The 26,931-nt window shown below is 51.4% G+C and carries 21 protein-coding genes and 1 other RNA gene; 21 read left to right on the top strand and 1 reads right to left on the bottom strand.

The features are described 5' to 3' along the window. Nucleotides 1-88: 88 nt before the first annotated feature. A complete protein-coding gene (locus tag QOX44_RS06670; RefSeq protein ID WP_283682235.1) occupies nt 89-1,315 on the bottom strand; it encodes an argininosuccinate synthase in 1,227 nt (408 codons plus the stop codon). A gap of 290 nt (nt 1,316-1,605) precedes the next feature. Here QOX44_RS06670 and argC point away from each other — a divergent pair, with 290 nt between their 5' ends. The 21 genes from argC to QOX44_RS06565 all read left to right on the top strand — a co-directional run bounded on the left by argC (nt 1,606) and on the right by QOX44_RS06565 (nt 26,844). Further along, nucleotides 1,606-2,646 (top strand): N-acetyl-gamma-glutamyl-phosphate reductase, encoded by a 1,041-nt coding sequence (argC, locus tag QOX44_RS06665; RefSeq protein ID WP_283682234.1) that lies wholly within the window; start codon nt 1,606-1,608, stop codon nt 2,644-2,646. A gap of 81 nt (nt 2,647-2,727) precedes the next feature. Beyond that, complete coding sequence (gene argJ / locus QOX44_RS06660) at nt 2,728-3,951, top strand: bifunctional glutamate N-acetyltransferase/amino-acid acetyltransferase ArgJ (RefSeq protein WP_283682233.1); 1,224 nt, start codon at nt 2,728-2,730, stop codon at nt 3,949-3,951. A gap of 83 nt (nt 3,952-4,034) precedes the next feature. After that, nucleotides 4,035-4,922, top strand: coding sequence for an acetylglutamate kinase (gene argB, locus QOX44_RS06655; RefSeq protein ID WP_283682232.1), 888 nt, complete (start codon nt 4,035-4,037; stop codon nt 4,920-4,922). Beyond that, nucleotides 4,922-6,112, top strand: a complete 1,191-nt coding sequence (locus tag QOX44_RS06650; protein WP_283682231.1) for an aspartate aminotransferase family protein — start codon at nt 4,922-4,924, stop codon at nt 6,110-6,112. Before argB ends, QOX44_RS06650 begins: the two co-directional genes overlap by 1 nt. Nucleotides 6,113-6,146: 34 nt before the next feature. Then, complete coding sequence (locus tag QOX44_RS06645) at nt 6,147-6,305, top strand: hypothetical protein (RefSeq protein WP_283682230.1); 159 nt, start codon at nt 6,147-6,149, stop codon at nt 6,303-6,305. Then, a complete protein-coding gene (locus QOX44_RS06640; RefSeq protein WP_283682229.1) occupies nt 6,290-6,718 on the top strand; it encodes a DMT family transporter in 429 nt (142 codons plus the stop codon). The genes QOX44_RS06645 and QOX44_RS06640 overlap by 16 nt, the downstream gene beginning before the upstream one ends. A gap of 198 nt (nt 6,719-6,916) precedes the next feature. Further along, nucleotides 6,917-8,998: a glycogen debranching protein gene (locus QOX44_RS06635; protein WP_283682309.1), complete on the top strand. Its 2,082-nt coding sequence runs from the start codon at nt 6,917-6,919 to the stop codon at nt 8,996-8,998. Nucleotides 8,999-9,100: 102 nt separating this feature from the next. Next, complete coding sequence (locus tag QOX44_RS06630) at nt 9,101-9,802, top strand: helix-hairpin-helix domain-containing protein (RefSeq protein ID WP_283682228.1); 702 nt, start codon at nt 9,101-9,103, stop codon at nt 9,800-9,802. 18 nt (nt 9,803-9,820) lie between these two features. After that, nucleotides 9,821-10,510 carry a response regulator transcription factor gene (locus QOX44_RS06625; protein ID WP_283682227.1) on the top strand — a complete coding sequence of 230 codons (690 nt, stop codon included), beginning with the start codon at nt 9,821-9,823 and terminating at the stop codon, nt 10,508-10,510. Further along, nucleotides 10,455-11,936, top strand: a complete 1,482-nt coding sequence (locus QOX44_RS06620) for a sensor histidine kinase (RefSeq protein ID WP_283682226.1) — start codon at nt 10,455-10,457, stop codon at nt 11,934-11,936. The genes QOX44_RS06625 and QOX44_RS06620 overlap by 56 nt, the downstream gene beginning before the upstream one ends. A gap of 21 nt (nt 11,937-11,957) precedes the next feature. Beyond that, nucleotides 11,958-12,911: a GerMN domain-containing protein gene (locus QOX44_RS06615; protein WP_283682225.1), complete on the top strand. Its 954-nt coding sequence runs from the start codon at nt 11,958-11,960 to the stop codon at nt 12,909-12,911. 4 nt (nt 12,912-12,915) lie between these two features. After that, nucleotides 12,916-15,216 carry a DNA internalization-related competence protein ComEC/Rec2 gene (locus QOX44_RS06610; RefSeq protein ID WP_283682224.1) on the top strand — a complete coding sequence of 767 codons (2,301 nt, stop codon included), beginning with the start codon at nt 12,916-12,918 and terminating at the stop codon, nt 15,214-15,216. Nucleotides 15,217-15,370: 154 nt separating this feature from the next. After that, nucleotides 15,371-16,378 (top strand): deoxyguanosinetriphosphate triphosphohydrolase, encoded by a 1,008-nt coding sequence (locus QOX44_RS06605; RefSeq protein ID WP_283682223.1) that lies wholly within the window; start codon nt 15,371-15,373, stop codon nt 16,376-16,378. A 6-nt stretch (nt 16,379-16,384) separates the two neighbouring features. Further along, nucleotides 16,385-18,145 carry a DNA primase gene (gene dnaG, locus QOX44_RS06600; protein ID WP_283682222.1) on the top strand — a complete coding sequence of 587 codons (1,761 nt, stop codon included), beginning with the start codon at nt 16,385-16,387 and terminating at the stop codon, nt 18,143-18,145. Nucleotides 18,146-18,190: 45 nt separating this feature from the next. After that, nucleotides 18,191-19,288: an RNA polymerase sigma factor RpoD gene (gene rpoD / locus QOX44_RS06595; RefSeq protein ID WP_283682221.1), complete on the top strand. Its 1,098-nt coding sequence runs from the start codon at nt 18,191-18,193 to the stop codon at nt 19,286-19,288. A gap of 14 nt (nt 19,289-19,302) precedes the next feature. After that, nucleotides 19,303-20,007 (top strand): tRNA (adenine(22)-N(1))-methyltransferase, encoded by a 705-nt coding sequence (locus QOX44_RS06590; RefSeq protein WP_283682220.1) that lies wholly within the window; start codon nt 19,303-19,305, stop codon nt 20,005-20,007. Nucleotides 20,008-20,064: 57 nt separating this feature from the next. Next, complete coding sequence (locus QOX44_RS06585) at nt 20,065-20,850, top strand: Nif3-like dinuclear metal center hexameric protein (protein ID WP_283682219.1); 786 nt, start codon at nt 20,065-20,067, stop codon at nt 20,848-20,850. A 29-nt stretch (nt 20,851-20,879) separates the two neighbouring features. Continuing rightward, nucleotides 20,880-22,550 carry a nucleoside kinase gene (locus QOX44_RS06580; protein ID WP_283682218.1) on the top strand — a complete coding sequence of 557 codons (1,671 nt, stop codon included), beginning with the start codon at nt 20,880-20,882 and terminating at the stop codon, nt 22,548-22,550. Between the two features lie 43 nt (nt 22,551-22,593). Further along, a complete protein-coding gene (locus QOX44_RS06575; protein ID WP_283682217.1) occupies nt 22,594-22,947 on the top strand; it encodes an arsenate reductase family protein in 354 nt (117 codons plus the stop codon). Between the two features lie 102 nt (nt 22,948-23,049). Then, nucleotides 23,050-23,398, top strand: an RNA gene (rnpB, locus tag QOX44_RS06570) — RNase P RNA component class A. A 290-nt stretch (nt 23,399-23,688) separates the two neighbouring features. After that, nucleotides 23,689-26,844, top strand: a complete 3,156-nt coding sequence (locus tag QOX44_RS06565) for an InlB B-repeat-containing protein (protein ID WP_283682216.1) — start codon at nt 23,689-23,691, stop codon at nt 26,842-26,844. Nucleotides 26,845-26,931: the final 87 nt, after the last annotated feature.

The following is a 26,931-nucleotide window of genomic DNA, read 5'->3' as shown; positions in this document are numbered from 1 at the left end:
AAAACGGTATAAAATAAAGAAAGAGGGGATACTGCAAAATACACCTGGAAACTGGTATTTTGCAGCATCCCCCATTTTTCTGGCGGTATTATTGCTGGTTATTTTTGGTTTCTGCAAGCTTCATGGCGCGGACCTTCAGCGGAAGACCAAACAGGGTGATAAAGCCGCTTGCATCGTGATGATCGTACATATCTCCCGTGGTAAAGGAGGCGAGCGATTCATTGTACAGGCTGTACGGAGATGTTGTGCCTGCCTTGATGATGTTTCCTTTATAGAGCTTGAATTTTACTTCTCCGGTCACATACTGCTGTGTGGAGGTTACGAATGCCTGAAGCGCTTCACGCAGCGGAGTGAACCATTTACCCTCGTATACGACCTGGGCAAACTGGCTGCCGAGCTTTTTCTTTGTCTCCATTGTCTCGCGGTCAAGGATCAGCTCCTCAAGCTGATTATGTGCCGCCATCAGGATCGTTCCGCCCGGCGTCTCATATACGCCGCGGGATTTCATGCCTACCACGCGGTTTTCTACGATATCCACGATGCCGATGCCGTGCTTTCCGCCCAGAGCATTCAGCTGTGTGATAATCTCGGAGACCTTCATGGATTTCCCGTTCAGTGTTTTCGGAACGCCCTGTTCAAATGTCATGGTCACATATTCGCCCTCGTCCGGTGCCTTTTCCGGCGTCACGCCGAGTACGAGCATATGGTCATAATTTGGCTCATTTGACGGATCTTCAAGCTCCAGACCTTCGTGGCTGATGTGCCAGAGGTTGCGGTCACGGCTATAGCTGGAGTCAGCGGCAAAGGGAAGTACGATGCCGTGCTGCTTGCAGTACTCGATCTCGTCCTCGCGGGACTGCATCGTCCATACGTCAGTCATCCGCCATGGAGCGATGATCTTGAGGTCAGGAGCGAGCGCTTTGATACCGAGTTCAAAACGGATCTGATCATTTCCTTTTCCAGTCGCTCCGTGGCAGATGGCGGAGGCATTTTCTTTTCTTGCGATCTCTACAAGCTTTTTCACAATAGCAGGACGTGCCATGGAGGTGCCGAGCAGATACTCGTGCTCGTATACGGCGCCGGCCTGGACGCACGGCATGATAAAGTCATCACAGAATTCATCTACGATATTTTCAATATATAACTTAGAAGCTCCGGAAAGCTTGGCTCTTTCATCCAGACCATCCAGTTCATTGCCCTGCCCGCAGTCGATGCAGCAGCAGATAACCTCATAACCAAAATTTTCTTTCAGCCACGGAATCACTGCCGTGGTATCGAGTCCTCCGGAATATGCCAGAACTACTTTTTCTTTCATTATGATATCCTCCTGTTTTTTCTTGTGTATGGTTTGTCGGTGTGCGAAAAGGCACCGGGACGACTGTGCGGATACACAGGCTCCCTGTCTGTCTGTGAGTATACTCCAAATATCATAAATATGCAAGTATGAAATTATATTTTGTATAAAAAAGAAATAATATACATAAAAAACGAGGTATAAATGTATAATAATTCGCAAAAAAACACTTTACAAGGAGAGCGGGAGGGTATATGATAGGAAAAAATATCTGGCAGCAGAGCTAAGAAAAAGGAGGCTTGGGTTATTTTATGATACGGGCAGGGATTATAGGAGCAACCGGATACGCGGGAGGAGAGCTCGTGCGTATACTCTCAGGACATAAAGAGGTAGAGATCGTATGGTACGGTTCCAGAAGCTATGTGGACCAGAAGTATTCTTCTATTTATCAGAATATGTTTCAGATCGTTGACGCATCCTGTATGGATGATAATATGGAGGCGCTGGCAGATCAGGCAGACGTGATCTTTACCGCTACGCCGCAGGGACTGTGCGCGTCCATGATCCGGGAAGAGATTTTGCAGAAAACGAAGGTGATCGACTTAAGCGCCGATTTTCGTCTGAAGGATGTGCACACATATGAGGCGTGGTATAAGCTTACGCATCCGGCGCCGCAGTATCTGGATGAGGCGGTGTACGGACTGTGCGAGATAAACAGGGATCAGGTGAGAAATGCAAGGCTTGTCGCAAATCCGGGCTGCTATCCCACCTGCAGTATTCTGTCGGTCTATCCGCTTGTAAAAGAAGGGCTGATCAATCCGGCGACACTGATCATTGATGCAAAATCAGGCGCCTCGGGAGCAGGCAGAGGAGCTAAGACGGACAACCTTTACTGTGAAGTGAATGAAAATATCAAGGCGTACGGTGTGGCAGGACACAGACATACGCCGGAGATTGAGGAACAGCTCGGATATGCGGCAGGAAAAAAGGTATATCTGAATTTTACGCCGCACCTGGTGCCGATGAACAGGGGGATCCTGATCACTGCGTATGCTTCTCTTACGAGGGATGTTTCCTATGAGGATGTGAGAGCAGTATACGACAGCTATTATGAGAAAGAGCAGTTTGTGCGTGTGCTGCCGCAGGATGTCTGTCCGCAGACAAAGTGGGTAGAAGGAAGCAATTACGTGGATGTGAATGCCCGGATCGATCCGAGGACAAAGCGGATTATTATGATGGGCGCAATGGATAATCTTGTAAAAGGAGCAGCGGGTCAGGCGGTCCAGAATATGAACCTGATGTTCGGGCTTGAGGAGACGCAGGGGCTTCGTTTTGCACCGCTGTTTCCATAGGTATATGGTTACAGCTGCTCCTGGCTGACGGCTTGGCAGCCGCAGTGTATGCGCAATAATGAAAAGAAAGAGGAGAGGATTATGAAACGTATCATTGAGGGGGGCGTGACTGCCCCGAAAGGATTTCAGGCAGTCGGCATAGCGGCCGGCATTAAGAGAAAAAAGAAGGATATGGCGCTGATCTACAGTGAGGTGCCGTGTGCGGCAGCAGGTACCTTTACGACAAATATCGTGAAGGCGGCGCCGGTAAAGTGGGATCAGATGGTGGTCCATGAACATAAAAAAGCGCAGGTCGTTGTGGTAAACAGCGGGATCGCAAATGCGTGCACCGGACAGGAGGGTTACGGTTACTGCCGCCAGACGGCACAAAAAGCGGCGCAGCTGTTCGGGATACAGGATGAGGAGGTGCTGGTTGCTTCGACCGGAGTGATCGGAAAGCAGCTTCCGATGGATAAGATCACAGCCGGTATAGAGCAGATGAAGCCGATGCTCTCCGACAGCGTGCAGGCAGGGACACTGGCGGCAGAGGCGATCATGACAACGGACACTGTGAAAAAAGAGATTGCCGTACAGATAGAGATCGGCGGCAGGGTGGTGACCATCGGCGGTATGAGCAAGGGCTCCGGGATGATCCATCCGAATATGTGCACGATGCTCAGCTTTGTGACGACCGATGCAGATATTTCGCAGGAGCTGCTGCAGAAAGCGCTCTCAGATAATGTAAAGGATACGTATAATATGATCTCTGTGGACGGTGATACGTCTACCAATGATACGTGTCTGCTGCTCGCGAACGGTCTGGCGGGAAATACGCCAATTACACAGGAGAATGAGGACTACTATCTGTTCTGTGAGGCGCTTGATCAGGTGAACACACATCTGGCAAAATGTATGGCGGCAGATGGCGAGGGAGCGACAGCGCTGTTTGAGGTAAAAGTGATCGGGGCAAAGGATAAGGAGCAGGCTGTTACACTCAGCAAATCGATCGTGACATCTACACTGACGAAGGCGGCTATTTTCGGACATGACGCGAACTGGGGCAGAATCCTGTGCGCCATGGGATATTCCGGCGCTTCCTTTGATCCGGAGCAGGTGGACCTGTATTTTGAAAGTGCTGCAGGCAGTCTGCAGATCATTAAAAATGGCGTTGCGACCGGGTACAGTGAAGAAGAGGCGACAAGAATCCTTTCAGAAAAAGAAGTGACAGCGATCGCTGATGTGAAAATGGGAAAGGCGCAGGCGACAGCGTGGGGCTGCGATCTTACGTATGATTACGTCAGGATCAATGCAGACTATCGTTCTTAAGGGATTGTGCAGGAAGGGCTTTGCCTCACGGATCTCCGGGAGAGAAAATAAAAGAAATATGGCAAAAGGAGCAGAGGACAGTCATGGATGAAAAGATGAAACAGTGGGTAGAAAAGACAAATGTTCTGGTTGAGGCGCTCCCCTATATCCGGCGTTTTCATGGAAAGACTGTGGTAGTGAAATACGGCGGAAGTGCAATGGCAGACCAGGAATTAAAACAGAGTGTGATCCGCGATGTGGCGCTTTTAAAGCTTGTAGGATTCCGGCCGATCGTAGTACACGGAGGCGGGAAGGATATTACGCGGTGGATCAATAAGATCGGTCTTGAGACGCGGTTCGTAAACGGGCTGCGTGTGACGGACCGCCCGACAATGGAGATCGTGGAGATGGTACTTGGAAAGATCAATAAAGATCTTGTCTCCATGATGCAGCGGGTAGGGCTTAAAGCGGTCGGGATCAGCGGAAAGGACGGAGGACTTCTTAAGGTAGAGCGCAGGACGGCAGACGGGCAGGATATCGGATTTGTCGGAGAAGTAAAGAAGGTAAATACACAGCTTATCGATACTCTTTTACAGGATGATTTTGTTCCGGTGATCTGTCCGGTCGGATTTGACAGCGAGTTTTGTTCTTATAATGTCAATGCCGATGATGCAGCGTGCGCGGTCGCTACGGCAGTCCGGGCATCCAAGCTGGTATTCCTGACAGATATTGAGGGTGTATACCGGGATCCGGAAGATAAATCTTCTCTGATCAGCGAGATGACTGTCCCTGCGGCAAGGCAGTTCCTTGCGGCGGGCAATGCAGGAGGCGGAATGCTCCCGAAGCTGCAAAACTGTATACAGGCGATTGAGTCAGGCGTATCCCGCGTGCATATTCTGGATGGACGGATCGCACACAGCCTTTTGCTTGAGTTTTTTACAGATGAGGGGATCGGAACAGCCATTATCGGAGATGGAAAGGGGGATGCGTGATGACAGACAGCAGACCGTACATGGAGCTTACAGAACACAATGTCCTGCACACATACAACCGTTTCCCAGTCGTATTTGAAAAGGGACGCGGTGTATATCTCGTGGATGTGCAGGGTAAAGAGTACCTCGACTTTGGAGCGGGAATCGCGGTAGCTGCGCTTGGGTATGGGAACCAGGCTTATGAGGAAGCGCTGCAGGAGCAGATCAGAAAACTGATCCATACATCAAATCTGTTTTACAATATCCCGATGGCGGAGGCGGCCGCAAAGCTGGTAGAAAAAAGCGGTCTGGATAAGGTGTTTTTTACGAACAGCGGCACAGAGGCAGTGGAGGGCGCGCTAAAGGCAGCGCGCAGGTATGCTTATGGAAAGGACGGGCGCACGGATCATGAGATCATTGCTATGCGCCATTCGTTTCACGGCAGGAGCTTTGGCTCACTTTCCGTTACCGGGAATGCGCAGTATCAGGAGCCGTTTAAGCCTCTGGTAGGAGGCGTGCGGTTTGCTGATTTTAATGATCTGGACAGTGTGAATGCCCAGATCAGCGACCGCACCTGTGCGATCATTCTGGAGACGGTGCAGGGAGAGGGCGGCATTTACCCGGCAGAGCGCGGATTTCTGGAGGGAATAAGAGAGCTGTGTGATAAACGGGATATCCTGCTTATTTTAGATGAGATACAGTGTGGCATGGGCCGGACAGGCAGCTATTTTGCATATCAGCAGTACGGAGTATGGCCGGATATCATGACGTGTGCAAAGGCGCTTGGCTGCGGTATCCCCGTCGGCGCGTTCGTATTAAATGAAAAGGTGGCAAAGTCCTCTCTTGTCCCGGGAGATCACGGCACGACATATGGAGGCAATCCTCTGGCGTGCGCCGCAGTATCAAAGGTGTTTGACCTGTATGAAGAACTCGGGATTTTGAACCATGTACAGCAGATGGCATCCTATCTGGAACAGAAGCTTGATCTGCTTGTAGAGAAATACGATTTTCTGAGTGAGCGCCGGGGAATGGGGCTGATGCAGGGGCTTGTGGTAAAGGAAAGACCGGTAGGAGAACTGATCGGCAGAGCGCTTGAAAACGGGCTGGTGGTGATGAGCGCAGGAGGAAATGTACTGCGTTTTGTGCCGCCGCTTATCATAGAAAAGGAAGATATTGACGAGATGATCCGGCGTCTGGAGCGTTCTTTTTAAGTGCCGTAGAAAAAAGCGCCTGCGCAGGGATCGGATGAATAATCGGAAAGAAAACTGCATATACTCCCTTCATGGAGCCTGCGTAACACGCTGCGTGACCTGTGCCTATGTGGACCGGATGGCAGGATACCGGGAGGAAACACGCCGGAAACAGAGCAGGGGAATGGAGGAAAATGTATGTGGGGAATCGTGATCGCTTTACTCTCCGGTGCGCTGATGAGCGTACAGGGGGTATTTAACACAGAAGTGACGAAGCAGACGAGCCTTTGGGTGTCGTCTGCTTTTGTGCAGCTTACGGCGCTTCTCGTCTGTCTTGGCGCATGGCTGGTCACAGACAGGACCAGTTTTATGAGCATTACGCGTGTGGAGCCGCGATATCTGCTGCTGGGAGGGGCGATCGGTGCTTTTATCACAGTCACAGTAGTAAAAAGCATGGACAGTCTCGGACCGGCACGTGCGGCAATGCTCATCGTGATCGCACAGCTGGGTGTGGCGTATGTGATCGAGCTTCTGGGGATGTTTGGAGTGGAAAAGCAGCCGTTTGAATGGAGGAAGGTAATCGGAATGGCGATCGCAGTCACTGGCATTGTGATTTTTAAATGGTAGAGCATACGCTTCGCCCTCCTGTGGCGATGGCAAAAATGTGTTTGACGCATCGGGACTTTGAACGTATAATTGTTGGAAGCTGGAAATCTCTGGCTGTTTACAGGAAGAAGACGGTATGAATGACCGATGACGGGAGGATACATTTTGAAATTTTATAAGCATAAATCGACGCTGGATGTCGCGACATCGGTAAGTCCGATGGGAGAGATCGAAGGATATCAGGTGCGCCCGGGGATGTTTGACGTAGTCGGGGCGACAGCGCTTCCGGCCGGAGTAAATTTTACGGTTCACACGCATGATGGTACGTCGTGTGAACTTTTACTGTTTCACAACGGGGAGGAAGAACCGTATGCGGTATTGCCATTTCCCGAGGCGTATAAGATCGGCGACGTGTATTCTATGATCGTGTTCGGCCTTGATATAGAAGAGTTCGAGTATGCGTACCGGATCGACGGGCCGTATGATCAGAAGGAAGGGCTTCTTTTTGATAAAACAAAGGTTTTGCTCGATCCATATGCGCAGGCAGTCACAGGGCAGAGAGTATGGGGCGAGCAGCGGACGAAATCATACCACGCAAGGGTCGTGCGGGATCTGTTTGACTGGGGCGATATGCCGCAGTCGCGGCGCGAGCTGAGTGATCTGGTGATCTATGAGCTCCATGTGAGAGCCTTTACCATGCATGAGTCCTCCGGCGTGGCACACAGGGGGACTTTTTCCGGGCTGATGGAAAAGATCCCGTATTTAAAGGAGCTGGGCATTAATGCAGTAGAGCTGATGCCGATCTTTGAGTTTGACGAGACAGTCAATGAGCGCGAGGTAGACGGAAACCGTCTGCTGGAGTGCTGGGGCTACAATACGGTAGGGTTTTTTGCGCCCAATACGAGCTATACGGCGGCGAGAGAGACAAACCATGAGGGGACAGAGCTGAAAACGCTGATCAGGGCGCTGCATGAAAATGGCATCGAGGTCATCCTTGATGTTGTGTTCAACCATACAGCAGAGGGAAACGACAAGGGCAGGACCTTCAGCTTCAAAGGGTTTGATAATAAAATCTACTATATGCTGACGCCGGATGGAAATTATTATAATTTCAGCGGCTGCGGCAATACGCTCAACTGCAATCATCCGGTTGTGCGCCAGATGATCCTGGAATGTCTGCGCTACTGGACGGTGTACTACCGCGTGGACGGCTTCCGGTTTGATCTTGCCAGTATTCTTGGCAGAAATACGGACGGCTCCCCGATGAATAATCCGCCGCTCCTGAAAAGCCTGGCGTTTGATCCTATCCTTGCGAATGTGAAGCTGATCGCTGAGGCGTGGGATGCGGGCGGGATGTATCAGGTCGGAAGCTTCCCGGCAAGCAGGCGCTGGGCAGAGTGGAACGGACGCTACAGAGATTCCATGCGCGGATTTTTGAAGGGAAACTGCTGGGAAGCATGGAATGCTGCATGGAGCATCTGCGGTTCCGGCGATCTCTACGGGGGCTATTACAGAGAACATAATGAGCGGTATGCAGGATATAATTCCTGCGTCAATTTTCTGACCTGCCATGACGGATTCACACTGTATGATCTGTATGCGTACAATGATAAGCATAACTGGAACAACGGCTGGAGCAATACAGACGGCAGCGACAATAATCTGAGCTGGAACTGCGGTGCAGAAGGGCAGACCGATGATCCGGAGGTACTGAAGCTGCGTTACCGCATGATCCGCAATGCCTGTGCGGTTCTGATGTGCAGCCGGGGAACGCCGATGTTTCTGGCCGGGGATGAATTTGGAAACACGCAGTATGGCAACAATAACTGCTACTGCCAGGACAACGATATTTTCTGGCTGGACTGGACGCTGCTTGACAAAAACAGAGAGCTTTTTGAGTTCTTTAAGTTTATGATCGATTATCGCCACAGGCACACGATCATCAGAAAGAAGCTGCCGGATGCGCTGTGCGGGATGGAGGGAATGCATACGCATGACCTTCAGGCGGAAAAGCTGACGATCCCGCGGGAGGCCAGGACCTTTTCTGTCAGCTTTATCGGCTACGATCCGGAAAAGGGCTGCGATGATTTTGTGTATGTGTCTGTGAATACGTACTGGGAAGATGTGACGATCACCCTCCCGCATTTAAAAGCAGCAGGAGCCTGGTATCTGAGCGTGAATACGTACGGAGATGAAAATGGAAGATATTTCTATCCGGAAGGGGAAGAAACTATGATCACGCACGAATTTGTGATGCGGCCCCGATCCGTGGCAATTTTTACAGGAAAAGTATTCTGTTAGAGAAAAGTGATGGAATTATAAGAAAAATATTGCAAAACCATTACTTTTTCGTTAAAATAGATTTGCATAAGGGGAACCGCGGCTTGTTGCTGCAGGTATAATATGCAAAAAGTAAGAAAAGGGCTGGTGACAGCCCTGTTATTCCTATTGACCCTTGGTATGGGTGGATGCCGTCGTGACAGCAGCGTTTATACCGCCGGTGTGGAGGAGACGGTGCAGATACAGACCTCACAGACTACAGAAAAACCTGCGCACAGCGATCTGCCTGAGACAGAGTCCGGGACAGAAGAAGAACTGCGTGAGCCGCAGCCGGAGACTGCCAGACAGACGGTGGGCTACGTTCACATCTGCGGCGCGGTCAATTGTCCGGGGGTGTATCCGATCTATCCGGGGATGCGTCTGTTTGAGGCGATCGAGCTTGCGGGCGGTTTTTCGCAGGAGGCAGACGAGACGTGGCTGAATCAGGCGCAGCAGCTGCAGGACGGACAGAGATGGTACGTCTATACGCGCGAGCAGACGCAGGAACTGTCACAGTCGCAGACACAGCAGATGGATCCGGCAGCGCAGCAGTCTGTGCAGGACGGACAGCAGCTGCAGCAGGCGGACGAGACAGACAGGGTCAATCTGAATACAGCCGATAAGGATACGCTGATGTCGCTGCCTGGTATTGGAGAAGCGAGAGCGGAAGCGATCATACAGTACCGCACGGAGCACGGAGGCTTTACGGCGATTGAGGAGATTCAGCAGATTTCAGGCATTAAGGGTGCCGTATATTCGAAAATAGAAGACCGTATTACGGTATAAGATAAAAGGAGTGGAATCATGGCAAAGAAGGTTCTGGTAGTAGATGATGAAAAGCTGATCGTAAAAGGGATTCGCTTCAGTCTGGAGCAGGATGATATGGAAGTAGACTGTGCGTATGACGGAGAAGAGGCTGTGCGCATGGCGCGGGAAAAGTCCTATGACATTATCCTGCTTGATCTGATGCTTCCGAAGATGGACGGACTTGAGGTCTGTCGCGAGGTAAGAGAGTTTTCGGATGTGCCGATCGTAATGCTCACGGCAAAGGGAGACGATATGGACAAGATCCTCGGACTGGAATACGGCGCGGATGATTATATTACAAAACCGTTTAACATCCTTGAAGTCAAGGCGCGGCTGAAAGCCATCATCCGCAGGACCTCGCAGAAAGCTGTGGCAGAGCCGAAGGGAAAGATCGTTGAGGTGGGAGATCTGGCGCTGGACTGCGAAGGCAGACGTGTGAGCATCGCAGGAAAGGAAGTCAATCTGACGGCGAAGGAATTTGACGTGCTGGAGCTGCTTGTATTTAACCCGAATAAAGTATACAGCAGGGAAAACCTGCTGAATATCGTGTGGGGATATGAGTATCCGGGGGACGTGCGGACCGTAGATGTACATATCCGGCGTCTGCGCGAAAAGATCGAGGCAAATCCGAGTGAACCAAAATACGTACATACGAAGTGGGGAGTGGGTTATTATTTCCAGCATTAAGGAGAAGGCATCAAAGTATCTGAAAAGTCTCCGCACGCGTATTTTTGTGATCGTCCTTCTGGTCGGACTGATCCCGATCATGGTGATGAAGACCGTTATCCTGAAAAATTATGTGGCGCAGTCTGTGAACCAGAAATCGACGCTGATCCAGAATCAGTGCCAGCAGCTTGTCTCACAGCTTGGAAGCTCCGGATATATCCAGGATGTATCCTCTGCGAAGCAGGTGGACAAGCAGGTGACGCAGCTTGCGAATATTTACAATGGACGGGTGATCATCGTTGACAGCAATTTCTGGATCGTCCGGGACACCTACAAAATAGACGAAGGAAAAGCGATCATTTCCGAGGAAGTGCTGCAGTGCTTTCTTGGCACGGATTCTATTACGAATTACAACGAGGAGAGCCGTTTTCTGGAGCTGACGATGCCGGTCAAAAATTCAGAAACAAAGCAGACAGACGGTATTATGATCGTCAGCGTCTCGACAGAGGATATCAATGCCGGCAAGGAAGCGCTTGACAATACCGTTTTGATTCTGCAGATCGTGATGATGGTGATGATCCTCGCAGCGGCTTATTACGTGGCGAGAGTCCTGACCAAGCCTTTTGACAGGATCACACAGTCTCTGGAAGAGGTGCGCGGGGGCGTGCTGGAGCAGGAGATATCCATCCCTGATTATACGGAGACGAAGCTTCTGGCAGAGGCATACAACCGCATGCTTAAGCGCATGAAGCAGCAGGAGGACTCCAGACAGGAGTTCGTTTCAAACGTCTCGCATGAGCTGAAGACGCCGATCACTTCCATGAAGGTGCTTGCAGACTCCCTGCTTGCGCAGGAGGATGTGCCGGTAGAGCTTTATAAAGAGTTTATGGGAGACATTGCACAGGAGATCGACCGTGAGAATAAGATCATTTCTGATCTGCTGTCCCTTGTAAAAATGGACAAGAAGTCTTCTGATATCCATATAGAAGAGACAAATATCAACCAGCTGATCGAGCTGATCCTGAAGCGGCTGCGTCCGATCGCTGCGAAGCAGGACATAGACCTTGTGCTGGAGAGCTTTAAGCCGATCATGGCAGAGGTAGATGAGACAAAGCTGACGCTTGCACTTTCCAACCTGATAGAAAACGGGATTAAGTATAACCGCGAGGATGGATGGGTGCATGTATCTCTGAATGTTGACAGCAAATATTTTTATGTCAGAGTAGAAGACTCCGGCATGGGAATACCGGAAGAAGATCAGGAGCATATTTTTGAGCGCTTTTATCGCGTTGATAAATCCCATTCACGGGAGATCGGCGGGACAGGGCTCGGGCTTGCGATCACGAGAAGCGCGGTGCTGATGCATCACGGCGCGATCAAGGTATACAGTAAAGAGGGAGAAGGCACGACATTCACCGTGCGCATCCCGCTGAAATACGTTCCGTAGGAGATGGACAGGAGGCATTTGGTGAAAAAAAGAACAAAGCTTCTCCTTCTGGCAGCGCTTGCCGCCGTGCTGATGCTGTCGGCAGGATGTACAAAGGGACAGAAGGAGGAAGGCGGATATAAGGTATATTATGTTAATGATGCCGGCACACGCCTGATGGAAGAAGCATACACTCCAGGTGCTCAGACATTTGAAGAGATGATGGAGGAACTGCTGGGGCAGCTTTCCAAGCCTCCGTCAGGGTACAGGAGTGCGCTCCCGGACAAAGTGAAGATCAATGGCTTTGAGCGGGGGATTGATGCGCTGAGGATTGATTTTTCCGGAGAATATTATGATCTGAGCAATACAGAAGAAGTGCTCCTGCGTGCGGCAGTCGTAAAGACAGTAAGCCAGATCCCGGGAGTGACGAAGATCATGATCACCGTAGATCAGCAGCAGCTGGTCGATGCACAGGGCAAGCCTGTCCCGGCGATGGATGCGAACACCTTTATTGATACGAAGGAGGGCGGCATCAATTCCTACCAGTATACGAAGCTGATGCTTTATTTCGCAGATAAGGAGAAAGATCAGCTTGTAAAGGAAGTGCGCAGGCTGCATTATTCGAGCAATATGGTGCTGGAGCGGGTGATCGTGGAGCAGCTGATCGCCGGACCGGAGGAGTCCGGTCTCAGACCTCTTTTTACGAGTGATGTAAAAATTGAAAATATTTATACGCAGAAGAATATCTGCACGATCACACTAAATGATGCGGCGAACAAGGCTCCGTCGGAGAATCCGCCGGATCCTGAGACAGTATTGTACGCAGTCGTAAACTCTATCTGTGAGACGAGCGATAAGATCGAAGGCGTGAGGATACAGATCGCCGGGGATGCGGATGCAAAATTCCGCGGCAAGATCGATCTGGACCAGGTATTTGTGGCGGACCGTTCCTACATCGAGGTAAATGAGATCGAGACGGAGCACAAAAAGGAGTGAGGCATTGAAAAGACCACTGGCAATTTTGTGCATGGTATCAGTGATCTGGATGGCAGTATCGGGCACGGCGGGGAAACGGACAGAGGATTCCCCGCCGTTTTTGACAAAATGCGCAGTATCGAAAGCTCTGGCTGGAGATACGCAGGTAATCGTACAGGGCACTGTAAAAACATGCGATATGGTATCTGCAGGCTTACGCCTGTCTGTAAATCAATTATCTATCCAAAAAAAAGACAAATCTGTTCTTTCTTTATCATCAGAATATAAAATCACAATTACAACAGAACAAACGGATCTGCTGCCGGGAGACCGCCTGACCGTAAAAGGAGAATTCGCAGAGCATGAAGCAGCAGGCAACCCAGGTGAATTTGACGCGCAGTCCTATTATCTGTCCGATGATGTCATAGGAACCCTGTGGGAACCAGAGATTCTCGACCGGCAGAAAGGAAACATTTCTGTGAGCAGGATGCTCGCACAGCTGCGCAGGGAGCTGACGGATTCTTATGGCAGAGTACTGGGAGAAAAACCGGCGGGAACGATGGCTGCGATCAGCCTGGGAGAGAAGGGCCTGATGCAGCGGGAGTGGAAAACGCTGTATCAGGAAGGCGGGATCGCGCATATTTTTGCCGTGTCGGGACTGCACGTTTCCCTCGTGGGAATGGGGCTGTTTCGCTTTTTGCGCCGTCTGCGCTGCAGCTATGTGCCATCGGCAGTCCTGGCGGGAGCGGCTGTCTTTCTCTACGGTCTGATGACAGGATTTGGAATTTCTGCAATGCGCGCTGTCTTTATGTTTTTTGTGTGGGCAGGAGCGCAGATCAGTGGAAGGAAAAATGACACGATGACAGCTGTGGCGCTGGCAGCGGCTGTCATTGTATGCCAGGATCACAGGAATGCAGGACAGTCCCCTTTCTGGCTTTCCTTTTGCGCAGTCCTTTCGGTTGCTGCACTGGCACCCGCAGTGCAGGAGCTGTGCGGTGTACGCAGCAGGGCGGGAAATGCAGTGCTGTCAGGCTGCGCTGTGTGGCTGGGGACTCTGCCATGCACACTGTATTTCTTTTATCAGAGCGCGCCGTGGAGTATCCTTTTGAACCTGGCTGTGATCCCTCTGATGACGATACTAATGATATCGGGACTTGCCGCTTCTGTGACGGGGCTTGTAAGTATTGCGGCAGGAACCTTTCTGGCAGCGCCGGTACATTATCTGCTGGCTCTGTTTGAATGGCTGTGCCGCATTCAGCAAAGGCTTCCGAATGCTTTGTGGGTGGCGGGACGTCCGGCGCTGTGGAGGATAGTACTGTATTACGTCGTGCTTATCGCGACACTTCAATGGGGCCTTTTTCAAAAAAAATGTGCAGGAAGGAAACGAAAGAAGGCGGAAGAGAACGCACAGAGGCTGCAAAAACTGACGGGCCCGGTACTTTGCATAGTCACCACAGTGCTGTGTGTCCTGCTGATGGGAGTACGTCCGCAGCGGGAGCTGCAGGTGCTCTCCCTGGATGTCGGGCAGGGAGACTGTGCTCTGGTGCGGCTGCCGCAGGGGACGAATTGCCTGATCGATGCGGGGAGCACATCAAAGAAAAAGGTGTGGGAGTATGTGATCAGCCAGAGTGTAAAATATTACGGCGCTGCCACGCTTGATTACATATTTCTCTCACATGCGGATCAGGATCATATAAACGGAGCGGAAGAATTCCTGGAATCTTATGAGTGCGGACCGGGAGGAAAAAATGTCCACGGAATTACGGTGAAGCATCTGGTGCTCCCGCCGTCTGCGGATCGCGAAGATTTTGCCAGGCTAAAGGAGCTGGCAAATGAAAAAGAGATAGAAGTACTTTCTATGGAAGCGGGAGATCGGATCACGGCGAAGGATGGCAGGCTGTGGGAAATCTCCTGCCTGGCTCCGGACGCAGAAAAGCTGTGCGGGGAGAGCAATGAGGATTCCATGGTGCTGATGCTTACGTATGGCAGGTTTCGGATGCTCTTTACGGGAGATCTTGAAAAGGAGGCTGAGAAAAGACTGGCACAGTCCGGGACAAAGCTTCGCGCAGACGTATTGAAGGTCGGGCATCACGGATCGGCTGGAGCGTCATCCGATGAATTTCTGGAGCAGGTGCAGCCGCAGGTCGCAGTGATCTCCTGCGCAGAGGTCAACCGGTATGGGCATCCGTCCCGGGAGACGCTCAAGCGGCTGGAGGATGCAGGCAGCAGGATTTTACAGACTCCGCAGGGAGGGGCAGTCATGATCCGGTCAAACGGCAGGACGTTTCTTGCCGATACTTTCAGAAAACCTATTGTTTTACCGTGAAATCCTGTGTATAATAAGCAATATTAGCTGTCAGATGGTAAAAATTTGATAGAATATTACTGAATTTTACTTTGCAGGATTTTTTCTGATGATACAGCAGCAACTTTTCATGAAGATCCGAATATAATAATAGATGTATCGGTGGAGGAGAAATATGACGATACGGGAGAGGACAGAAGAACAGGAATTTGCAGTATTCAGTCCCTACGCTTCGTTCAGCAGAAATTCGCGGGGGCGTGACAGGGAAGAGGAGCCGTGCGATATCCGCACGGTCTATCAGCGCGACCGGGATCGGATCCTGCACAGCAAGTCCTTTCGGAGGCTGAAACAAAAGACCCAGGTATTTCTGATACCGGAGGGAGATCATTATCGGACGAGGCTGACGCACACGCTGGAAGTTGCCCAGCTGGCCCGTACGATCGCAAAAGCGCTCAGGCTAAATGAAGATCTGGCAGATGCGATCGCTCTTGGGCATGATCTTGGCCACACGCCGTTTGGACATGCCGGGGAGCGCGCGCTCAATGCCGTCTGTCCGTTCGGGTTTGCCCATTTTGAGCAGAGTGTCCGGATTGTGGAGCTTCTGGAAAAAAAAGGGGAAGGTCTTAACCTGACCTGGGAGGTGCGTGACGGTATACGCAATCACAGGACATCCGGGACGCCGCACACGCTGGAGGGACAGATCGTGCGCTACTGTGATAAGATCGCGTATATCAATCACGACATTGATGACGCGTTGCGCGCCGGGATCCTGAAAGAGGAGGATATCCCGGAGGAGAGCCGGATGATGATGGGAGATACGACCGGAGAACGGCTTAATACTTTGATCCATGATGTCGTGCGCCACAGCGAGGGCAGAAATACGATCGCAATGTCAGATATGATGGAGGCTGCGATGAAATATCTGCGGGCATTTATGTTCCAGCATGTCTACAATAATCCCGCGGCGAAGCGGGAGGAAGAAAAGGCAGTCAGGATGATACAGGAGCTGTATCGCTATTACAATGACTATCCGGAGCAGATGCCGGATGAGTATCAGTACCTGATGCGGGAGAAGGGAGAACCCAGAGAGCGGGTTGTCTGTGATTATATTGCAGGGATGACAGACCTGTATTCCATACATGTATATAAAGAGTTGTTTGTTCCAAAATCATGGCAGGGGTGACAGAACATGTTTTATTCGGATGATGTAGTAGAAGAAGTACGGGCGAGAAATGATATTGTAGATGTAATATCAGGCTATGTAAAGCTGCAGCGAAAGGGCAGCTCCTATTTTGGGCTGTGTCCGTTCCATAATGAAAAATCCCCATCGTTTTCCGTAAGTCCCGGCAAGCAGATGTATTATTGCTTCGGCTGCGGGGCAGGGGGCAATGTATTTACCTTTATTATGGAATACGAAAATTATACGTTTCCGGAGGCTTTAAAAATGCTCGCAGACCGGGCAGGAGTGGCGCTTCCGGAGCAGGAATATTCAGAAGAGGCAAAAAAACAGCGCGATCTAAAGAGCGCAGTGCTTGACATAAACCGCATGGCTGCAAAATATTATTACTATGTGCTGCGCTCCCCGCAGGGCGCGCGCGGTATGCAGTATTTAAAGGGCAGACAGCTAAGTGAAGAGACGATGCAGAAGTTTGGCCTTGGCTACGCGGGACAGTACAGTGACGCGCTGTATCGTTACCTGAAAAAAAAGGGAATATCCGATCAGCTGCTCAAGGAATCCGGCCTGATGCAGGTCAACGAAAAAAACGGGATGTACGATAAATTCTGGAACAGGGTCATGTTTCCGATCATGGATGTCAACAACAAGGTGATCGGCTTTGGCGGACGTGTGATGGGAGATGCAAAGCCCAAATATCTTAACTCTCCGGAAACGGTTATCTTTGATAAAAGCCGCAACCTCTATGGCCTGAATTTTGCGAGAACAGCGAAGAAGCCGTACATACTCGTATGTGAAGGATATATGGATGTGATCTCCATGCATCAGGCGGGATTTACGAACGCAGTGGCATCGCTTGGCACAGCGCTTACGAGTCAGCACGCCTCTCTCCTGAAGCGCTATACCGAAGAGGTGATTTTGACGTACGACAGTGATGATGCCGGTGTGCGGGCTGCTCTGCGCGCGATCCCTCTTTTAAAAGCAGCAGGGATTTCGACGCGGGTGCTCCACATGGAGCCGTATAAGGATCCGGACGAGTTTATTCAGGCGCTTGGCACAGATGCGTTCCAGGAGCGGATCGACCGGGCGGAAAACAGCTTTTTGTTTGAGCTGTCTGTGATGCAGCGGTCGTATGATATGAAGGATCCCGATGCAAAGACGCGGTTTTTTCAGGCAGTGGCAGCGAAGATCGCAGACTTTGAACTGGAGATCGAGCGGGAGAATTATATTGAGGCAGTGACAGGAAGGTTTGGGGTTTCCTTTGAGGGAATGCGCAGAATGGTCATGAATGTGCTGATGCAGGGCGTTCCGGTGCGAAAGACGCCGGTGCGCAGGCAGGAACGGCCGGAGAAAGAGGATGGCATCAAAAAATCCCAGAGACTGCTATTGACCTGGCTGACAGAATATCCGAAGCTGTTTGTTACAGTTTCCCAGTACGTTCACCCGGAGGATTTCTCGGATGAGTTGTACCGCAAGGTTGCTTCTATGCTTTATGAGCAGCTGCAGCGCGGTGAATTGAATCCGGCGAGGATCACCAGCCGGTTTACGGACCCGCAGCAGCAAAGGACCGTAGCGCAGCTGTTTAACACAGAGGTGCCTGTAGAGAGTCCGAAGGAACAGGAAAAGGCAATTGCCGAGACGATAAAAAAGGTCATGAAATACGGGATCGAACAGCGAACCGCGCAGCTTGATCCGACCGATATTGCCGGGCTTCAAAAGCTGGTAGATGCAAAAAAAAGGCTTCAGGAGCTTGGCGGGCTGCATATTTCCCTCTAACCGGGACAGACTTATAATGCAAAGCCGGGAAAGGTAGGGACAGACATGGGTGCACAGAAAATTGACATTTGGAAAAAGCTCGAGCTGCTTCTGACGCAGGCAGAGGAGGGAAAAAATGTACTGGAATATGGAAAGGTTCAGGAGGCCTTTGCGTGCCAGTCAATGGATGTGCAGGAGTATGAGAAGATACTGGAATGGCTCGAAGAAAAAGGGGTCGTGCTGGTTCCGGATCAGGAGGAGCTGCTGTCTGCCAGCACAGACACAGCAGATGGGGCAGAAAGCGCACCGGACACGGCAGGGGCTGCGGACAGCATTCTGGTGGATGACGCGGTGCGCATGTATTTAAAAGAGATTGGACAGATCCCGCTTCTGGATGCAGGAGAAGAGCTGCGTCTGGCAGAACGTATGAGCCGTGGAGATGAAGCGGCAAGGGCGCGTCTGGCGGAGGCGAATCTCCGTCTGGTCGTCAGCATCGCAAAGCGGTATGTGGGACGGGGCATGCAGCTTCTGGATCTGATCCAGGAGGGAAATCTCGGACTGATCCGGGCGGTGGAGAAATTTGACTATCAAAAAGGATTTAAGTTCAGTACCTATGCGACGTGGTGGATCCGGCAGGCGATCACGAGAGCGCTTGCGGATCAGGCAAGGACGATCCGGCTTCCGGTGCACATGGTAGAGACAATGAACCGTGTTGTGCGCACATCCCGGACGCTGCTGCAGGAGCTCGGCAGGGAGCCTGCGCCGCAGGAGATTGCCGCAAGACTGGACATGCCTGCGCGCAAGGTAGAAGAGATCCTTAAGATTTCCATGGAGCCGGTTTCCCTGGAGACTCCGGTGGGTGAGGAGGATGATTCGAACTTAAGTGATTTTATCAGAGATGAGAATATGCCCATACCCGCGGAAGCGGCTGCCTTTACAGTCCTGCAGGAGCAGCTTACACAGGTGCTTGCGACGCTTACGGAGCGGGAGCAGCGTGTGATCTGCCTGCGATTCGGACTGGAGGACGGGCATGCGCGTACGCTCGAGGAGGTCGGCCGGGAGTTTCATGTGACGCGCGAGAGGATCCGGCAGATCGAGGCGAAAGCGCTGCGCAAGATGCGTCATCCGAGCAGGAGCCGGAAGCTGCGGGATTATCTGGATTAGGAGGAAGCAAGGTTATGCAGATTTCAAAGAGGCTGGAAATGGTCGCTGATATGGTGACCCGGGGCGGTGTCGTGGCAGATATAGGGACTGACCACGCATACATACCGATCTATCTGATAGAAAATAAAAAAGCAGAGCGGGCGATCGCAATGGATGTGAATGAAGGACCGCTGCAGCGTGCCAGGGAGCATATTTTACAGCATGCGCTGGATCGGCTCATTGACACCAGATTGTCGGATGGGCTGGAGGCGCTTGAACCGCAGGAGGCAGACTGTGTCGTGATCGCAGGCATGGGCGGTCCGCTCACTGTGCGTATCCTGACTCAGGGAGAAGGAAAGCTGAGCGTACATACAGAGCTGATCCTGCAGCCGCAGTCAGAGATTGCGGCGGTCCGTTCCTGGACAGAAGAACATGGATGGGAGATCGTGCGTGAGGAGATGATCCGGGAGGACGGAAAATATTATCCCATGATGCGTGCGATCAGAAAAATAGATAGTGCAGAGGACGAAAAGCCTCTGTCACAGGTGGAAAAAAAGTATGGCAGGCTGCTTTTGCAGCGCCGCGATCCGGTACTGGAAGCGTTTCTAAGACATGAGCTTATACTGGGAAAACGGATCCTTTCTGCGCTGGAGGGGCAGCGCGCAGAGGCAGCTGCAAAGCGCCGCGATGAGGTGACAGAGGAGATACAGATGATAGAAACTGCGCTTGGAGGATTTTAAGGGAGCGGGCAGGAACATCCCGTGTCAGAGGATCCTGTGCAGTACGGAGGAGAAGAGATGAAGGTAAGAGAGATTACAGACAGACTGGAAAAGGCATATCCGCCTCAGCTTGCAATGGACTGGGACAATCCGGGGCTGCAGGTTGGGCGCATGGACAGGGAGGTGCGGAGGATCGCGGTTGCGCTTGACGCGACGGATGAGGTGATTGCTTTGTGCATCCGCAAAGGCGTGCAGCTTCTTGTGACTCATCATCCTCTTTTTATGTCTGGTGTGAAAAAGATAAACGATGAGGATTACCACGGCAGAAAAGTGCTTGCAATGGCAGAATATGGGATTGCTCATTACGCGATGCATACAAATTATGATGTGGCGAAAATGGCAGAGCTGGCAAAGGACGCATTAAAGCTTGCGGATGCGCAGGTGCTTGAAGTGACTGGAAGATTGGAGGACGGGACTGCGTGCGGGATCGGAAGCGTCGGGAGACTGCCGCATCCGATGAGTGCGCGGGAGTGCTGCGCGTATGTGAAGGAGGCATTTGGCCTTGATAATGTCAGGCTGTTTGGCAGTCAGGAAGCAGCCGTGGAGAAACTCGCGGTGTCGCCCGGATCCGGGAAAAGTATGATCACTCCGGCGCTCCTTTCCGGGGCACAGGTACTGGTGACCGGAGATATCGGACACCACGACGGTCTGGATGCGGTTGACCAGGGCCTGCTCGTGATCGATGCGGGGCACTATGGCATAGAGCATATATTTATCCGTCAGGCAGCAGAGTATTTAAGGGAGTGCTTTCCGGGAATTGAGGTGGAGGCAGTCGAGGCAGGTTCGCCATTTATTGTCCTGTGACGCAAAAAGAGGCAGAAGGAGGAGACCAGATGAGCGGAAAGAATATCACAGTAGAAATAAACGGAGTGCAGGAGACGTATGAACAGGGGACAAGGTATCTTGATATCGCAAAAAAGCATCAGGACCAGGAGCGTTATCCGATCGTACTGGTAAGGGCGGACGGACGTCTGCGCGAGCTGAGTAAAAAGGCGGCGGATGCACAGCGGATAGAATTTCTGACCGTAGAAAGCAAGGCAGGCCACAGCACGTACCTGCGCAGTCTGATCATGCTGATGCTAAAAGCAATGTACCATGTTGTGGGGGATAACAGCAATATCGATCGTGTCTGCATACATTTTAGCGTAAGCGACGGGTATTACTGCACTATGAAGGGGAAAACAGCGCTTACACAGGAGTTTCTGGATGAGGTGAAGGCGTACATGGAACAGATGGTGCGAGAAGTGCATCCGATCGTAAAGACGTCTGAAAACACATATGAGGCCTGTAAGAAATTTGGAAAATACCGGATGTATGATAAGGAAGAGCTGTTCCGCTATCGCCGGGCATCCAAGGTAAATCTGTATAATCTGGCAGGCTTTGAAGACTATTTTTACGGTTATATGCTTCCGGACACCTCTTATTTAAAATATTTTGATCTGAGACTTTTTGATGAGGGCTTTGTACTGAGCCTTCCGACACGGGAGGATCCGGAGCGGCTGCCCGGATTCAAGCCGGATATGAAGATCTTTCAGGTACAGAAGGAATCAATGGAATGGGGCGCAAAGCTCGGCATTCCTACGGTCGGCGCGCTGAATCATTATATTGTGAACCACAATGTAAAGGATCTTATCATGATCCAGGAGGCATTTCATGAGAAGAAGATCGCAGAGATGGCGGCACAGATCGCATCCATGCCGGAAAAAAAGATCGTGCTGATCGCAGGCCCTTCTTCCTCCGGGAAAACGACATTTTCACACAGACTGACGACACAGCTTGCCGTATATGGTCTGAAACCGCACCCGATCGCTGCGGATGATTATTTCGTAGACCGGGAGAGAACGCCGCGCGATGCAGACGGGAAACTGGATTTTGAACATATTGACGCGATCGATACACAACAGCTCAATCAGGATATGCTGGATCTGCTGGCAGGAAAGACAGTTGAGCTGCCGACATTTAATTTCAAAACAGGCAAGCGCGAATATAAAGGGAACTTCAAAACCCTGGGACCGGAGGATATCCTGGTGATCGAGGGGATCCACTGCCTCAATGACAGGCTGACACACCGCCTGCCTCGGGAGAACAAATTCAAGATCTATGTCAGTGCGCTGACACAGCTCAATATTGACGAGCATAACCGCATCCCTACGACAGACGGGCGCCTGCTGCGCCGGATCGTGCGCGATGCGCGGACCCGCGGAGCGGATGCGAGAAGGACGATTGAGATGTGGCCGTCTGTACGCCGGGGCGAAGATAATAATATTTTTCCGTATCAGGAAGAAGCAGACATCATGTTCAACTCTGCGCTCATCTATGAGCTGGCAGTACTGAAGCAGTACGCAGAGCCGCTGCTGTTTTCCGTCACACCGGATCAGCCGGAGTATGAGGAGGCAAAGCGGCTTCTGAAATTCCTTGATTACTTTCTGCCGATCCCGGGCGATGAGATACCGAACAATTCGCTGATCCGGGAGTTCATCGGCGGCGGCTGCTTTGACCTGTAAACACAGCATCGGATGAACCGGATGTAAGAGAAAGGAGATCACAATGAAATATACATTTATCTGCTATCCAAAGTGCAGTACCTGCAAAAAAGCACAGAAATGGCTGGACGAGCGTGGAGTTGCCTACGAGCTGCGCGATATAAAGCTTGACAATCCCTCCCGGGAGGAGCTTGCAGACTGGTATAAAAGGAGCGGTCTGGAGCTGAAACGCTTTTTCAATACGAGCGGTGTGCTCTATAAGGAGCTGAAGCTCAAAGAAAGATTGCCGGAAATGACGCAGGAGGAGCAGCTGTGCCTTCTTGCCACGGACGGTATGCTTGTAAAGCGTCCGATTCTTGTCGGAGAGGATACCGTGCTGGTAGGATTTAAGGAAAAGGAGTGGGGGCGCAGCAGCTGATTTGAGCAGAAGGCGCAGCGGTTGCGTAATTTTATAATTGCTGATTGCAAAAAGACAGCATATATGGTAAGATAGCAGCGTTTGGCGGAGAAAACCGCTGAGTAAGTAGGATAAATGGCCGCGGCTGGCAATGCCGAAAGGTGTCAGACGAGGAAAGTCCGGGCTTCACAGGGCAGGGATGCCGGATAACGTCCGGTGGAGGCGACTCCAAGGATAGTGCAACAGAAATGAACCGCCGGTTTTTCAACCGGTAAGGGTGGAAGGGCAGTGTAAGAGACTACCGCCCTCCCGGTAACGGGAGGGGCATATGTAAACCCCATCCGAAGCAAGACCGCAACGAAGCATATGGCGGCCCGTCAGCTTCAGGTAGGTCGCTGGAACCTGCCGGCAACGGCAGGTCTGGATAGATGGCCATTCACGACATAACCCGGCTTATCGTCCTGCTTACTCTAAAACTGAGATTTCCATCAGCAGAGCCTCATACGACGCAGCAGAACGCATCGTATGAGGCTCTGCTTGCATCACGATACTTTCAGACACGACGTACCTTTCACAGACATACAGAACGACAGACTTTTGTATTGCAGGCATTCTTTGGAAATTTGAAAATGTGTCTTAGAAAAGTCTTAAGAAAAGTAATCGGAAAACCCTTATTTGCTTTTAGCGGAAGCTGTGTTATAATCACAGTAACCAAAAGAAAGAAGGTTGTATTATCAAGACAGACGAGAGGAAGGGGTCTATATGAGAAAAATACAAAAAAGATTTTTTGGACTCTTGCTGGCATGCATGATGGTATGTCTGCCAGCGGCACAGGCGATGGCCGCTGTGTCATATGATGTATCTGCAGGAGCTGCAGATGAGATACTTTTTCCGGGAGATAAGCTGATCAATGCAGCGCTTCCGGTGATGATGGACGGGGCAGAGGTGGCACTCGATACTCCGGGAACATGGACGAATACCGATGAGGCTCAGGTATTTCGCGCCGGGATGACGGAGGATGGAACGGCGATCACACTTTCTCCGGCAGGCTATGTTCTTGTCACAGAAAACGGAAAATCCGGAAAAAAGGATGATACGTCGAATCATTATGTATTTCAGGAAGGCGAGATCGCAGAAGGAGAGTCAAAGGATATCGCATTCTATCCGGCAGGGGATACGGTAAAGATCAAAGCAGATGATCCGGCAGAGGGCATGGCATTTGCAGGATGGACGGCAGAGCCGGGCGATGTTGTATTTGAGGATGCCTCCAGTCCGGAGACTACGATTACGATGCCGGAAAAGAAAGTAACAGTAAAGGCAACGTATCAGGAAGCACAGCCGGAGACACCGGCAGTATATAATGTGACCGTGGCTCAGGGCGAGGGCACAGGCAGCTACGAGGCGGGCGCACAGGTAAATGTGAGTGCAGCAGACCGTACAGCAGAAGGACTGGAGTTTACAGGCTGGACGGTGGAGCCGGCAGAAGCAGCGGTGGCAGATATGGATCTGTCAGCAGCGCAGATGACATTTATGATGCCGGAGAGTGACATGACGCTTACGGCAAATTATGAACAGGTACAGACAGAGCCGCAGACACCGGAAGCACCTCAGATGTACACGGTAACTGTCGCAGACGGTGTTCTGGCGGATGGCATGCAGACGGGCAGCTATGAGGCTGGCGCATGGGTAGTGGCAACTGCCAATGACCGCACGGCAGAGGGGCTGGAGTTCACAGGCTGGACGATCGAGCCGGCAGAGGTAGCACTTGATAATCCGGTGGCAGCACAGGCCGGTTTTACGATGCCGCAGGGAGACGTGACGCTTACCGCAAATTATGCAGAGCCGGAAACACAGGCGCCGGCAGAGTCAGAACAGCCGGAAACACAGGCGCCGACAGAGTCAGAGCAGCCGGAAACACAGGTACCGACAGAGTCAGAGCAGCCGGAAACACAGGCACCGACAGAGTCAGAGCAGCCGGAAACACAGGCACCGACAGAGTCAGAGCAGGCAGAACCGGCAGTGTATGGCGTGACGGTTATGGATGGTTCCGGTGCAGGCACCTATGAGGCAGGCACACAGGTGAGCGTGAGTGCCAATGACCGCACGGCAGAGGGGCTGGTATTTGACTCCTGGTCTGTAGATTCTCTGAACGTAGAGCTGCCGGATCTGAAAGCATCTTCTGTCACCTTTACGATGCCGGAAGGAGAGGTCAGTCTGACAGCACATTATGAAGCGGTTCAGGAGACAGAAGCACCGCAGTCTGACACTACATCTGATCAGTCAGAATCTCAGGCGCCTTTGACTTATACAGTAACAGTAACAGGCGGTACGCTCAATGACGGATCTGGAAAAACAGCTTACGCAAAGGGTGAAACAGTGGCTGTGAAGGCGTCGGTAGCAGATGGCACAAAATTTACCGGCTGGTCCGGTACGGATGCCAGCGGCGCACAGATCGCGTTTGCAGACAGCACAAATCCGGAGACAACATTTACAATGCCGGAGAGCGCAGTGACGATTACAGCAAACTTTGTATCCGTGTACAGCGTTTCTGTTAAAGACGGAGTGCTTGCAGACGGACAGACTTCGGGAGTATATGCAGAAGGTGATACGGTTTCGGTAAAGGCAAATGCAGCAGCGGACGGCACGAAATTTACCGGCTGGTCCGGCGTGATCCAGTCGACAGGCGGAGCGGTTGCTTTTGCAGATGCTTCTCAGGCAGAGACGAGCTTCGTGATGCCGGCAAGCAAAGTTGATCTGACAGCAGTTTATGAAACTGTTATCCCAACCCATCGTGTAACAGTGGCGAACGGAACGATCAATGGCTCCTCCACAGATGTGACAGTGGATCAGGGGACGCAGGTGACGGTCACGGCGAATCCAAATCCGGCCGGTCAGGCATTTGCGGGCTGGAAGATCACAGATGCTTCCGGCAATGCAGTAGATCCGGCTGCGCTTGGTATTGACGCAAACAGCTCTTCTGTGACCGTGACGGTATCACAGGCTTTGAATTTTCAGGCGCAGTATGAAGGAATCGAATACAAGATCCATGTAAAGAACGGTACTGCAGATTATACCCTGGCAGTGAGCAGTACTACGGTAACGATCACAGCTGATGATGCACCGGAAGGAAAAGAGTTTGATTACTGGGAAGTAAAATCGGGAAATGTTACCTTGAAGGATGCTTACAGTGAGATAACTACCTTTACGATGCCGACCGCAGAGGTGACAGTGAAAGCGCATTACAAAAACAAAGAGTATCGTCTTGATGTGACAAATGGCTACAGCGATTATGAATTCTATAAAATGGGAGATAAGGCGAAGGTCAGCTCCGATTATCCGGCAGGCGGAAAAGAATTCAAGGAATGGGTAGCAGTCAGTGGCAATGTTACCTTCGAAGATGCATCGAGATGGCAGACAACATTTACGATGCCGGGAAGTGATGTGGCAGTTAAGGCAACGTACCAGGACGGACCGTCTGCAGATAATAATGCGATCCTTGATATTAAGTCAGGCGGAGAATACTACACAGGAGACGCGATCAAGTTTACCGCTTCCGGAGCAGGGATGGATAATTCCAATCCGAACCCGGGTGATTACCGTTACTGTCCGTCCGGCTACCAGATCGGCAATGTGACAGGAAGCTGGAAGGCATCTCCTTATACGACCACAATGGCGATCAAGGCTTCCGGTGAATATACACTGAAGGTGACATTTAATAAGCAGGTATATGATGGAAGCAATTGGGTATCAGACGGGACAACAGATACGAAGTCTGTGACATTCCGTGTTGTTCCAAAGGCTGCAGGCGTAGCGACCGGGGATAACACGCCAGTTATCGCGATTGCCGTAATAGCAGGAGTTTCCTGCCTGATCTTTATCGCACTTCTGGTGGTATTTATCAAAAGAAGAAGGAAATAATCTTTAAAAGCATAAGCTGTCTTCTGTAATAGACGAAAAGAACAGGGCCCGGAACCATACAGTGGTTTCCGGGCTCTGTTCTTTATG

The organism is Parablautia sp. Marseille-Q6255, assembly GCF_951230155.1.
Lineage (GTDB): Bacteria > Bacillota > Clostridia > Lachnospirales > Lachnospiraceae > Choladousia.
This window is presented reverse-complemented; position numbering and strand designations above follow the sequence as displayed.